This is a genomic window from Pseudomonas sp. MWU13-2105 (genome assembly GCF_023242315.1).
GTDB lineage: Bacteria > Pseudomonadota > Gammaproteobacteria > Pseudomonadales > Pseudomonadaceae > Aquipseudomonas.
In genome coordinates this window covers 219988-232471 of sequence record NZ_JALLIY010000009.1, presented here as the reverse complement: position 1 = coordinate 232471, position 12484 = coordinate 219988, and the positions used below count along the sequence as shown (strand labels likewise).

The 12484-nt window shown below is 62.9% G+C and carries 12 protein-coding genes; 4 read left to right on the top strand and 8 right to left on the bottom strand.

Annotated elements, in window-relative coordinates; translation table 11 throughout:
• From M5B96_RS15430 to gloB, 6 genes are all read right to left on the bottom strand, one after another.
• The gene (locus tag M5B96_RS15430; RefSeq protein ID WP_248797553.1) at positions 1-1020 is read right to left on the bottom strand and encodes an ABC transporter permease; all 1020 of its coding nucleotides are present in this window, start codon (positions 1018-1020) and stop codon (positions 1-3) included.
• A gap of 1 nt (position 1021) precedes the next feature.
• Complete coding sequence (locus M5B96_RS15425; RefSeq protein ID WP_248797552.1) at positions 1022-2095, bottom strand: microcin C ABC transporter permease YejB; 1074 nt, start codon at positions 2093-2095, stop codon at positions 1022-1024.
• A gap of 1 nt (position 2096) precedes the next feature.
• Positions 2097-3938, bottom strand: coding sequence for an extracellular solute-binding protein (locus M5B96_RS15420; RefSeq protein WP_248797550.1), 1842 nt, complete (start codon positions 3936-3938; stop codon positions 2097-2099).
• Entirely contained in the window at positions 3935-5767 is a 1833-nt protein-coding gene (locus tag M5B96_RS15415) for an extracellular solute-binding protein (protein ID WP_248797548.1), read from the bottom strand. Before M5B96_RS15415 ends, M5B96_RS15420 begins: the two co-directional genes overlap by 4 nt.
• Before the next feature lie 210 nt (positions 5768-5977).
• Positions 5978-7384 carry a transglycosylase SLT domain-containing protein gene (locus tag M5B96_RS15410; protein ID WP_248797547.1) on the bottom strand — a complete coding sequence of 469 codons (1407 nt, stop codon included), beginning with the start codon at positions 7382-7384 and terminating at the stop codon, positions 5978-5980.
• Positions 7385-7482: 98 nt separating this feature from the next.
• Positions 7483-8262 (bottom strand): hydroxyacylglutathione hydrolase, encoded by a 780-nt coding sequence (gene gloB / locus M5B96_RS15405; RefSeq protein ID WP_248797545.1) that lies wholly within the window; start codon positions 8260-8262, stop codon positions 7483-7485.
• Between the two features lie 74 nt (positions 8263-8336).
• Here gloB and M5B96_RS15400 point away from each other — a divergent pair, with 74 nt between their 5' ends.
• The 4 genes from M5B96_RS15400 to M5B96_RS15385 all read left to right on the top strand — a co-directional run bounded on the left by M5B96_RS15400 (position 8337) and on the right by M5B96_RS15385 (position 11128).
• On the top strand, positions 8337-9095 hold the full coding sequence (locus M5B96_RS15400) for a class I SAM-dependent methyltransferase (protein WP_248797544.1): 759 nt from the start codon (positions 8337-8339) through the stop codon (positions 9093-9095).
• A gap of 93 nt (positions 9096-9188) precedes the next feature.
• Complete coding sequence (gene rnhA, locus M5B96_RS15395) at positions 9189-9641, top strand: ribonuclease HI (RefSeq protein ID WP_248797543.1); 453 nt, start codon at positions 9189-9191, stop codon at positions 9639-9641.
• Positions 9634-10389, top strand: a complete 756-nt coding sequence (gene dnaQ, locus M5B96_RS15390; RefSeq protein WP_248797542.1) for a DNA polymerase III subunit epsilon — start codon at positions 9634-9636, stop codon at positions 10387-10389. Before rnhA ends, dnaQ begins: the two co-directional genes overlap by 8 nt.
• 166 nt (positions 10390-10555) lie before the next feature.
• Positions 10556-11128 carry a GNAT family N-acetyltransferase gene (locus M5B96_RS15385; protein WP_100942751.1) on the top strand — a complete coding sequence of 191 codons (573 nt, stop codon included), beginning with the start codon at positions 10556-10558 and terminating at the stop codon, positions 11126-11128.
• 13 nt (positions 11129-11141) lie between these two features.
• Here the strand turns inward: M5B96_RS15385 and M5B96_RS15380 are convergent, their stop codons facing one another.
• Positions 11142-12032 (bottom strand): LysR family transcriptional regulator, encoded by an 891-nt coding sequence (locus M5B96_RS15380; protein ID WP_248797540.1) that lies wholly within the window; start codon positions 12030-12032, stop codon positions 11142-11144.
• Positions 12033-12132: 100 nt separating this feature from the next.
• Positions 12133-12372: a hypothetical protein gene (locus M5B96_RS15375; protein WP_248797538.1), complete on the bottom strand. Its 240-nt coding sequence runs from the start codon at positions 12370-12372 to the stop codon at positions 12133-12135.
• Positions 12373-12484 lie beyond the last annotated feature (112 nt).

Genomic DNA, 12484 nt, shown 5'->3' with positions numbered 1-12484 from the left:
TTACTTCCTCGGGTCGAAGGCATCGCGAGCGGACTCGCCGATAAACACCAGCAGGCTGAGCATCAAGGCCAGCACGGCGAACGCGCTCATGCCCAGCCAGGGCGCCTGCAGATTGGATTTGCCCTGGGCCACCAGTTCGCCCAGGGACGGCGAACCGGCGGGCAGGCCGAAGCCGAGGAAATCCAGGGCGGTCAGGGTGCCGATGGCGCCGGTGAGGATGAACGGCATGAAGGTCATGGTCGAGACCATGGCGTTGGGCAGGATATGGCGGAACATGATCGCGCCGTTCTGCATGCCCAGGGCCCGGGCCGCGCGGACATATTCCAGGTTGCGCCCACGGAGGAACTCGGCGCGCACCACGTCCACCAGGCTCATCCAGGAAAACAGCAGCATGATCCCCAGCAGCCACCAGAAGTTCGGCTGGACGAAGCTGGCGAGGATGATCAGCAGGTAGAGCACCGGCAGTCCGGACCAGATCTCCAGGAAACGCTGGCCGGCCAGGTCGACCCAGCCGCCGTAGAAGCCCTGCAAGGCGCCGGCGATCACACCGATGATGGAGCTGAGCACGGTCAGGGTCAGGGCGAACAGCACCGAGATGCGGAAGCCGTAGATCACCCGGGCGAGCACATCGCGGCCCTGGTCGTCGGTGCCCAGCAGGTTGTCCGCCGACGGCGGCGCCGGGGCGGGGACGCGCAGGTCGTAGTTGATGCTCTGGTAGCTGAACGGAATCGGCGCCCACAGCGTCCAGGCGTCCTTGGCCTTGAGCAGTTCGCGGATGTAGGGGCTCTTGTAGTTGGCTTCCAGCGGGAACTCGCCGCCGAAGGTGGTTTCCGGATAACGCTTGAGGGCCGGGAAATACCAGGCGCCGTCGTAGTGCACCAGCAGTGGCTTGTCATTGGCGATCAGTTCGGCGCCGAGGCTCAGGACGAACAGCAGCAGGAACAGCCACAGCGACCACCAGCCGCGCTTGTTGGCCTTGAACCGTGCGAAACGTCGGCGATTGAGGGGGGATAACTGCATCTCAATGCTCCCGATGTTCGAAGTCGATCCGCGGATCGACCAGGGTGTAGGTAATGTCGCCGATCAGTTTCACCACCAGCCCCAGCAGGGTGAAGATGAACAGGGTGCCGAAGACAATCGGGTAATCGCGGTTGATTGCCGCTTCAAAGCTCATCAGGCCCAGGCCGTCGAGGGAGAAAATCACCTCCACCAGCAAGGAACCGGTGAAGAAGATGCCGATGAAGGCCGAGGGAAAGCCGGCGATGACCAGCAGCATGGCGTTGCGGAATACGTGGCCATAGAGCACGCGGCGCTGGGTCAGGCCCTTGGCCTTGGCGGTGACCACGTACTGCTTGTTGATTTCATCGAGGAAGCTGTTCTTGGTCAGCAGGGTCATGGTGGCGAAGTTGCCGATGACCAGGGCGGTGACCGGCAGCGCCAGGTGCCAGAAGTAGTCGAGGACCTTGCCGCCGAAGCTCAGGTGTTCGAAGTTGTTCGAGGTCAGGCCGCGCAAGGGGAACCAGTTCAGGTAGCTGCCGCCGGCGAACACCACGATCAGCAGGATCGCGAACAGGAACGCCGGAATCGCGTAGCCGACGATGATCGCCGAACTGGTCCAGACATCGAAATGACTGCCGTGGCGGGTGGCCTTGGCGATGCCCAGGGGGATGGAGACCAGGTACATGATCAGGGTGCTCCAGAGCCCGAGGGAAATCGACACCGGCATTTTTTCCTTGATCAGGTCGACGACCTTGGCATCGCGGAAGAAGCTGTTGCCGAAGTCCAGGCTCGCGTAGTTCTTGATCATGATCCACAAGCGTTCCGGCGCCGATTTGTCGAAGCCGTACATGTGCTCGATTTCCTTGATCAGGGCCGGGTCCAGGCCCTGGGCGCCGCGATAGCTGGAGCCGGCCACCGAGACTTCGGCGCCGCCACCGGCGATCCGGCTGGTGGCGCCTTCGAAACCCTCGAGCTTGGCGATCATCTGCTCCACGGGGCCGCCGGGCGCGGCCTGGATGATCACGAAATTGATCAGCAGGATGCCGAACAGGGTCGGGATGATCAGTAGCAGTCGGCGAAAAATATAGGCCAGCATCTTATTGCTCCGCACTCGTGCTATCGGTTTGCAGCGATACCGCCGGCTTGGCATCCGGCTTGATCCACCAGGTATTGAGGCCGATATCGTAGGCCGGCGAGACCCGCGGATGGCCGATATGGTCCCAGTAGGCCACGCGCCAGGTCTTGATGTGCCAGTTGGGAATCACGTAGAAGCCCCATTGCAGCACCCGGTCCAGGGCGCGGGCATGTTCCACCAGGCTCTGGCGGGAGTCGGAGTCGATCAGCGCTTCCACCAGTTCATCCACTGCCGGGTCCTTCAGGCCCATGAGGTTGCGGCTGCCGGGTTTGTCGGCGCTGGAGGATTTCCAGAATTCGCGTTGCTCGTTGCCCGGAGAGTTGGACTGCGGGAAGCTGCCGACCACCATGTCGAAGTCCCGCGAGCGCAGGCGGTTGATATACTGGGAAACATCGACCCGGCGAATCACCAGGTCGATGCCGATGTCGGCGAGGTTGCGTTTGAACGGTAGCAGTACCCGTTCGAATTCGGTCTGGGCCAGCAGGAACTCGATGCTCACCGGCTTGCCGTGGGCGTCAACCATCTTGTCGTCGACGATGCGCCAGCCGGCCTCCTGCAAAAGCTGGTAGGCACGGCGTTGTTGCGGGCGAATCATGCCGCTGGCGTCGCACACCGAGGGCTCGAAGGCCTGGTTGAAGACTTGCTCGGGAATCCGCCCTCGCAGCGGTTCGAGAATCGCCAACTGCGTGGCGTCCGGCAGGCCGGTGGCGGCCATTTCCGAGTTTTCGAAGTAACTGCGGGTGCGGTGATAGGCACCGTTGAACAATTGCTTGTTGGTCCATTCGAAGTCGAACAGCAGGCTCAGGGCCTCGCGCACGCGGATATCCTGGAACATCGGTTTGCGCAGGTTGTAGATAAAGCCCTGCATGCCGGTCGGATTGCGATTGGTGATCTGTTCCTTGATCAGCCGACCCTGGGCGACCGCCGGGGTGTTGTAGGCGTTGGCCCAGTTCTTCGCGCTGACCTCCAGCCAAAAATCGAACTGCCCGGCCTTGAGGGCTTCCAGGGCTACCGTGTTGTCACGGTAGTAATCCATGACCATGACATCGAAGTTGTAGAACCCGCGGTTGATCGGCAGGTCCTTGGCCCAGTAGTCCTTGACCCGCTCATAACGTACCGAGCGGCCGGCCTTGACCTCGGCCAGCTTGTACGGCCCGCTGCCGAGGGGCAATTCCAGGTTGCCCTTGTTGAAGTCACGGTCGGCCCACCAGTGCTTGGGCAGCACCGGCAACTGGCCGAGGATCAGCGGCAGTTCACGGTTGGTGGTGCGCTTGAACTTGAACAGCACCCGCAACGGATCTTCGGCGATGACCTCGTCGACGTCGGCGTAATAGGTCCGGTACAGCGGCGCGCCATCCTTCATCAGGGTCTGGAAGCTGAACACCACGTCTTCGGCGCGCATCGGCTGGCCGTCGTGGAAACGCGCCTCGGGACGCAGGTAAAAACGCACCCAGCTGTTGTCCGGGGCCCGTTCGATTTTTTCCGCCACCAGGCCGTACTCGGTGAAGGGTTCGTCCAGGCCCTGGCGCATCAGCGTGTCGTAGATCAGGTCGAGACCGTCGGCCGGCACGCCCTTGGTGATAAAGGGGTTGAGACTGTCGAAGCCGCCCATGGCCGACTGGCGGAAGGTCCCGCCCTTGGGCGCGTCGGGATTGACGAAGTCGACATGCTGGAAATCGGCCGGGTATTTCGGCGGTTCGTTGTAGAGCGTCAGGGCATGTTGCGGGGCAGCGTCGGCGAGGCCGGCCAGGGCGCTGAACAGCAGGCCGCTGACGGGCAGGAACAGGACACGCGAAAACATCATGGGGCTTTCTCCGAAGCTTTCATCCACCAGGCACTCAGGCCCAGGGTGTACGGCGGCGTGGTGACAAAGGCGAACCGATTACGGTAGGCCAGGCGATGATAGTCAAGGTACCAGTTGGGAATCATGATGTGTTGCCACAGCAGGACCCGGTCCAGGGCGCGGCCAGCCGCCAGTTGTTCGTCGCGGGTATGCGCCGCCAGCAGGGCTTCGAGCAGATGGTCTACCACCGGGTTGGCGACCCCCGCGTAATTCTTGCTGCCCTTGACACCGGCCTGGCTGGAATGGAAGTACTGCCACTGTTCGAGTCCCGGGCTGAGGGTCTGGTCCAGGGTCATCAGGATCATGTCGAAATCGAACTGGTCGAGACGTTGTTTGTACTGGGCACGATCCACTGTTCGCAAGCGGGCGTCTACACCTATGCTCGCGAGGTTTTCGACGTAGGGTTGGAGGATCCGTTCCAGGCTCGGATTGACCAGCAGTATTTCAAAGCGCAGGGGTTGGCCGTTCTTGTTCAACAGATGCTGGCCGTCGAGTTTCCAGCCGGCTTCGCCGAGCAGGACGAGGGCGCGGCGCAGGGTTTCGCGGGGAATGCCGCGGCCGTCGGTGCGCGGCAGGCTGAACGGTTCGCTGAACAGCCGCGCGGGCAGTTGTTCGCGGTAAGGCGCGAGCAGCAACCACTCCTGGCCGGCCGGGACCCCGTTGGCGGCAAACTCGCTGTTGGGATAAAAACTCATGGCCCGCTGGTAGGCCCCGCCGAACAGCGTACGGTTGGTCCATTCGAAGTCGAACATCAGGCCCAGGGCTTCGCGCACCTTGTCCTGGGCAAAGCTGGCGCGGCGACTGTTCATGAACAGGCCCTGGGTCTGGGTCGGGATCCGGTGGGCAATCTGCGCCTTGATCACCTCGCCCCGATCAACGGCGGGGAAACTGTAGCCATTGGCCCAGTTCTTGGCCTGGTGTTCGATATAGATATCGAACTCACCGGCCTTGAAGGCTTCGAAGGCGACGTCGCTGTCGCGATAGAACTCTACTTCGACGCGGTCGAAATTGTATTTACCGCGATTGACCGGGAGATTTTCGCCCCACCAGTTCCTTACCCGCTCAAACACCAACTGGCGCCCCGGTTGCACCTTGCTGATGCGATAAGGGCCGCTGCCCAGTGGCGGCTCGAAGGTGGTGGCGGTGAAGTCGCGACCTTGCCAATAGTGTTGCGCCAGTACCGGCAGTTCACCCAGGCGCAGGATCAGCAGCGGATTACCCGAGCGCTTGAACACGAAGCGGATGCGCTGGGGCGTGAGCACGTCGACCCGGGCCACCTCCTGCAGGCTGGTGCGGTATTGCGGATGACCTTCCTTGAGCAGCAGGCGGTAGGAAAAGGCCACGTCGTAGGCGCTAATCGGCGTGCCGTCATGGAAGCGCGCCTCGGGACGCAGGTTGAACACCACCCAGCTACGGTCCTCGCTGTACTCCACCGACTGGGCGATCAGGCCGTAGCTGGCGTTTGGCTCATCTCCCGAGGGCGCGTACTGGCCGGTGCCGGCCATCAGGGTGGCGTTGAGTTCGTTGACGCCATACTGCAGGAAGTTGGCCGTGGTGACCGGGCTGGTGCCCTTGAAAGTGTAGGGGTTGAGGGTGTCGAAGGTACCGAACGCCATCACCCGCAAGGTGCCGCCTTTGGGCGCGTCGGGGTTGACCCAGTCGAAGTGGGTGAACCTGGCGGGGTACTTGAGCGTGCCGAACTGCGCATAACCATGGCTTTCGCTGATCGTCGCGCTTGCGGGAGAGCTCAAGGCCAGGCTGATGAACAGCAGGAGGAGGGGACGCGTCAAGGCAGAGATCCGATCCGGGCGGCTTGGGCTATGGGCCAGTACCTTAACAGCTTGTATCGGGAGGAAAAAGGCGTTGCTCAGCAGACTCGAACCTTGTGGGAGCCGGCTTGTCGGCGATGGCGGCCGACCAGGCGATGCAAGGCTCATGGGCCCTATCGCCGGCAAGTCGGCTGCTACACAGGGGGCGCGATATTTTGAGGGCGCCGGCTGTCAGCGTGGCGCGGAAACCGTGAGGATCTGCCCGGGCTTGAGGGCCTGGCCGGTGCGCGGATTGAGGCGCTTGAGGTGCTGCATCTCGACATTGAAGCGCTTGGCGACGATGTACAGCGAATCGCCTTTCTGCACCTTGTAGGTGGTGGCGGCCTTCTTGCCTGCGGCGGCCCGGGTATTGTCCTGCATGACCAGGGTCTGGCCGACCTTGAGATGGCGCCCCGAAAGCTTGTTCCAGTGCTGCAGGTCCTTGACGTCGACCCGGTTGGCCTTGGCGATCGAGACCAGGTTGTCGCCGGTCCTTACCTTGTAGCGGCGGGTCAGGCGTGCCGGCGGGTTGTCGGCGAGGGATTCGAACACCGGTTTCTTCGGTCGCAGGCTGACCAGCTCTTCGGGTTTCATCCGTGACAGGCTGGCTGTCAGCAGTTGCGCCTTGGAGCTGGGTACCAACAGGTGCTGCGGACCGTCCATCGTGGCTTTCTGCTTGAACGCCGGGTTGAGCTGGATCATCTCGTCTTCGTCGATCTCGGCCAGGGCTGCGACCCGGCTGAGGTCCATGGGCTGGTTGACTTCGACGGTGGCGAAATAGGGTTCGTTGGCGATCGGGTTCAGGTTCACGCCATAGGCTTCGGGAGCCATGACCACCTGGGACAGGGCCAGCAGCTTGGGCACGTAGTCGCGGGTTTCCTGGGGCAGCGGCAGGTTCCAGTAGTCGGTGGGCAGGCCGAGCTTTTCATTGCGCTCGATGGCCCGGCTGACCGTGCCTTCGCCGGCATTGTAGGCCGCCAGGGCCAGCAGCCAGTCGCCGTTGAACATGTCGTGCAGGCGCGTCAGGTAGCTCATGGCCGCCAAGGTGGACGCGGTGATGTCCTTGCGCCCGTCGTAGAAACGATCCTGGCGCAGGTTGAAAGAGCGTCCGGTGGACGGAATGAATTGCCACAGGCCGACGGCATCGGCCCGTGAGTAGGCCATCGGGTTGTAGGCGCTTTCGATCACCGGCAGCAGGGCCAGCTCCAGCGGCATGTTGCGTTCTTCCAGGCGCTCGACGATGTAATGAATGTAGAGGCTGCCGCGCGAGCTGGCGTTTTCCAGGAACGACGGGTTGCTGGCGAACCACAGGCGCTGTTGTTCGATGCGCGGGTTCACCCCGAGGCCGTCCTGCAACTGGAAGCCCTGGCGCATGCGCTCCCAGACGTCCTGGGGCGGGGTGGGCCTGGATTTTTCGTTGAGCCAGATCGGTTTCTGCTTGATCCGGGCGCTGAGATTCGGGGTCGGTTCGTTGTTGCTGTCCGAAGGGTGATGAAAGCCTGAGCAACCCGCCAGAGTGGCGGACACAGCCACGGCGATAGCTTGAGCCAATCGCGTCAATGCGTCTGAACTGATGGGTTTACGGTTGGATGACGACATTGGCTGGAAGTGAGTTCCGGGCGAAAATGTCGGGCGATTCTAGAAAGCGCTCAGGGTGCGGTCAACCATTCAGATTTTTAACCTTGACCGCGCCGCTGTCAGAAGCTGTCTTTCCAGTGGCGCAAGGCCGCAAAAACCTCACTCGGAGAGGTGTTATCGAGGCCGCTCCGTTCGTCTGCTTTTTCTTTAACAGATGTTTCGCCGACCCGCAGGAATGGGTTGGTCTTCAACTCCAGGGCCAGGTTCGACGGCAGGCTGATGCGTCCCTCGGCCCGCCATTGGCTGACCTGCGCCACCCGTTCGGCAATGTCCGGGTTGTTCGGCTCGACCGCCTGGGCGAAGCGCAGGTTGCTCAGGGTGTATTCGTGGGTGCAGTACACGCCTGTATCTGCCGGCAGTGCCGCCAGTCGGCTCAGCGAATGGTGCATCTGTTCCGGCGTACCCTCGAACAGGCGGCCGCAACCGGCGGCGAACAGCGTGTCGCCGCAGAACAGCAACGGTCGAATGGCGTCGCCGTGGTAGAAGGCAATATGCCCGAGGGTATGGCCGGGCACGGCGAACACCCGGAACTCGAGGCCGAGTACCGTGACGCTGTCGTTATCGTTCAGCGCCAGGTCACGGGCCGGGATGTTTTCGCTGGCCGGCCCGATTACGCGGGCGCTGCTGGCCTGTTTCAGGCGTTCGACACCGCCGACATGATCGTGGTGGTGATGGGTGACCAGGATGTCCTCGAGCTGCCAGCCCGGATGCGCTTCCAGCCAGGCCAGCACCGGCCCGGCATCGCCGGGGTCGACCACGGCGCAACGGCGGCGGGCGGTATCCTGTAACAACCAGATGTAGTTGTCGGTGAAGGCGGGCAGCGCGTCGATCTGTATCATGGTGCAATTCCCAAGCGCAAAACAATGGCGCATCTTAGTGCTTGTAAAGCACTTGTGGCGAGTTGGAGAAGGCAATGACCGATAAAGCGTTCGCTCAGGCTGATCCTGACTGGCTGGCTCTGATCAGCGCGGCCCGCGACTGGCTGTCCGGCCCACTGGGGCAGCTGCTGCTCGACGAGGAGCGGCGCATGCTCGAGGACGAGCTGGGGCGTTATTTCGGCGGCTACCTGGTGCATTACGGCCCGTCGGCCGAGACCCCGCCGCAGGCCGGGCAGGTGCGCCGCAACGTGCGCCTCGGCGCGCCGCTGCCGGGGGTGGAGATCGTCTGCGAGGAGCAGGCCTGGCCGCTGAGCGAACATGCCGCCGATGTGGTGGTGTTGCAGCACGGCCTGGATTTCTGCTTGTCGCCCCATGGTTTGCTGCGCGAGGCGGCGGCGGCCGTGCGTCCCGGTGGGCACCTGCTGATCCTCGGCATCAATCCCTGGAGCGCCTGGGGGCTGCGCCGGGTGTTCGCCCACGACGCGCTGCGCAAGGCCCGCTGTATTTCACCCTCGCGGGTCGCCGACTGGCTCAACCTGCTGGGCTTTGCGCTGGAGAAACGCCGCTTCGGGTGCTATCGTCCGCCGCTGGCTTCGGCTACCTGGCAAGCGCGGCTGGCGGGCTGGGAGCGGGTTGCCGGTGGCTGGCAACTGGCGGGCGGCGGTTTCTATCTGCTGGTCGCGCGCAAGATCGTGGTCGGCCTGCGGCCCGTGCGCCAGGTGCGTCGTGAACCGGTCGGCAAGCTGGTACCGCTGCCGATGGCCAAGGTCAATCGGCGGCAAAGCGAGCAGTAACCATTTTTTCCTTGCGGGTCGAGCGTGCTCGGCCCGGGATGCGTCGGTCAGTTACCGGCGTGCCACGGGGTCATTTTCGATGGAAAGGTTGTAATGAGCGATACTGTTGAACTCTTCACCGACGGTGCCTGCAAGGGCAATCCCGGCCCGGGCGGCTGGGGCGCCTTGCTGGTCTGCAAGGGCGTCGAGAAAGAACTCTGGGGCGGTGAAACCAACACCACCAACAATCGCATGGAACTGATGGGGGCGATTCGCGGCCTCGAAGAACTCAAGCGTCCCTGCGAGGTCCTGCTGGTGACCGACTCGCAGTACGTGATGAAAGGCATCACCGAGTGGATGGTCAACTGGAAGAAACGCGGTTGGAAGACCGCGGCCAAGGAACCGGTGAAAAACGCCGACCTGTGGCAACTGCTCGACGAGCAGGTCAGTCGTCATACGGTGAAGTGGAAGTGGGTCCGCGGGCATATCGGCCATCACGGCAACGAGCGTGCCGACCAACTGGCCAACCGTGGCGTGGATGAAATACGGGGGATCAAGCATGCGTAGCGTGGTACTCGATACCGAAACCACCGGCATGCCGGTCACCGATGGCCACCGGATCATCGAGATCGGTTGCGTCGAACTGATGGGGCGCCGCCTGACCGGCCGGCATTTCCATGTGTACCTGCAACCGGACCGCGAAAGTGATGAAGGCGCCATCGGCGTACACGGCATCACCAACGAATTCCTGGTGGGCAAGCCGCGTTTTGCCGAGGTGGCCGATGAGTTCTTCGAATTCATCAAGGGCGCCCAACTGATCATCCACAACGCGGCGTTCGACGTCGGCTTCATCAACAACGAATTTGCCTTGATGGGCCAGCAGGACCGGGCCGATATCACCCGGCACTGCAGCATCCTCGACACCCTGCTGATGGCCCGGGAGCGGCACCCGGGGCAGCGCAACAGCCTCGATGCCCTGTGCAAGCGCTACGGCGTCGACAACTCCGGCCGCGAACTGCACGGCGCCTTGCTCGACTCGGAGATTCTCGCCGACGTCTACCTGACCATGACCGGTGGCCAGACCAGCCTGTCCCTGGCGGGCAACGCCAGCGATGGCAACGGTTCCGGTGAGGGTTCGGGCAACCAGGCCAGCGAAATCCGCCGCCTGCCGGCCGATCGCCAGCCGGCGCGGATCATTCGCGCCAGCGAAAGCGACCTGGCCGAACACCTCGTGCGCCTCGAGGCCATTGCCAAGTCCGCCGGCGCCCCGGCGCTCTGGACCCAACTGGCCGAGGCCGACGCGCAGCGCCACTGAGCGGCTCGCGAATGATCCTTTGTGTACCGGCGATTGACCTTCTAAGCTGAAGGGGCCGGTGCAGCGGAGTCGACCGTCCGGGGACCGGATGTCCCATGGGCAGGAATTCGACGTTTCCCCTCCCGATCGTGCACCGTGACATCAAGGCTTGAGGATGGTTGGCCCAATGCATTTAGTCACGAACCCGAAGTATCCCGAAGTATCGGTCCGTGTAGCTGACGCTGGTTTCTCCGAGTACATCTGGGGCAGCGATTTCAGCTTTCAGGTCAAGGCCCATGGCCTGGCCGAAATCGGCAAGCGGGTCGATCAATGGCCGCTGGTCCCGGTGGCTCCCTATCGCAAGTGCTACGGTATCGACCCCGAGGAGTTCGCCAGCTATCGCGCGGCGGTGGACAGCGAAATCTTCATGGCTTACCTGGACGGTCGCGCGGTCGGCCATGTGGTGGTCAGCACCAACTGGAACGGCTTTGCCCATGTCGACGAACTGGCGGTCGATGCCTCGGCGCGGCGCCATGGCGTGGCCCGGGCGCTGCTGGATGTGGTGCGTTTCTGGAGCCACAAGAAGAACCTGCCGGGGATCATGCTGGAAACCCAGAACAACAACCTGGGTGCCTGTCGCCTGTACGAGCGCTGTGGCTACGTGCTGGGCGGGATCGATCATCTGCGTTATCGCGGGATCGATGCGCAGACCGCCGAGGTGGCGGTCTTCTGGTATTTGCTGTTTGCCGGGCAGCCCTGAAGGGCGGCCGGCTCTAGAGCAGCATCGCCGTGGCTTTTTCGCCGACGATTTCCAACAGCGCCTTCAAGGCGGCGCTCGGCTCGCGGTCTTTCAGGGTCAGGGCATAAAGCGTGACGCCGATGGCCGGTGACAACGGGCAGACATCCAGCCCGCCGGCCCTGGCCCCGACGGCCGTGAACGGATCGACGATCGCCAGCCCCTCACCGGCCTCGACCATGCTGCGCATCATCTGGTAGGTCTGCACCCGGGTCTGCACCTGGGGGGCCGGCCGCAAGGCTTGCAGCTTGCCGTCGAGCATCAGGCTCAGGGTATCCTGCTCTTCCAGGCCGACCATGGATTGCCCAGCCAACTCCTGCAGGGCGATGTACTTCTGCCTGGGTTGCAACCAGCCATGGGGCGCCAGCAATTGCAACTTGCCCTCGGCCAGGGACTGCGCGTGGATCTGTGGATGATCGGGGTTGTGCAGGCTCAGGCCCAACTCGACCTCACGGAGCAACAAGCCGCGGACAATCTCGCGGGTGTGCTGGCTGGCGAGGGTGCAGGGGGTTTCACGAAAGCGTCGGCGCAGGGCCGCGAGGCTCTGGGGCAGTAGTTGCTGGGCCAGGGTCGGGGTACAGACCACGCGCAATGCGGGGTCCTGATGTTGGCGCAGGCTGCTGGCCAGTCGCCGTAGCGGTTCCATTTCCGCGTACAGGCGGTGTAGCAGGGGTTGCAGCTCGCGGGTTTCCCGGGTGGCCTGCATCCGTCCACGCACGCTGGCGAACAGCAGGAAACCCAGCTGTTGCTCGGCGTCTTGCAGGGTCGCGCTGACGGTGGCCGTTGGCAGTTGCAGCAACTCGGCGGCGGCGCCGAGGTTGCCGGTCTGCAGGAGGGCCTGGATTACTTCGATATGGCGTAAACGCATGCTTGAAGTCCGTGTCCAGCCGGGAGGGGGTCAGTGGACTGATCCTAACTCAAGTCTGCTCACATGACTTCAGGTGGCTGCCTGCGCCTGTTGTCCCGGATCAGGAAGCAGCAGTCGAGGACTCGGGTTCGCGGATCAGCGTGACCCCGGATTGAACCAGTTGGAAGGAATTGTCGTCGATTTTGTTAACGCGATCGCCAATGGCCAGTTTGTAGGTGGTGACAGGCTCCGTGCCGGCCAGGCCTTCGGTCGAAGGCGTGGATTCCTGGAATTCATGCACGGAATAGACGCGACCTTCCGCATCTCTGGCATGAAATTGTCCAACGAGTACTGCGGCCATCTGTTTAGAACCTCTGGAAATGAACACCCGATTTGCGGCTCAGTAGACCGTGGTTTGGCGGGGGAAGTTTTGCGCTGGGGAAAAAATAGTCGCTCCACTCTACAGGCTCCGG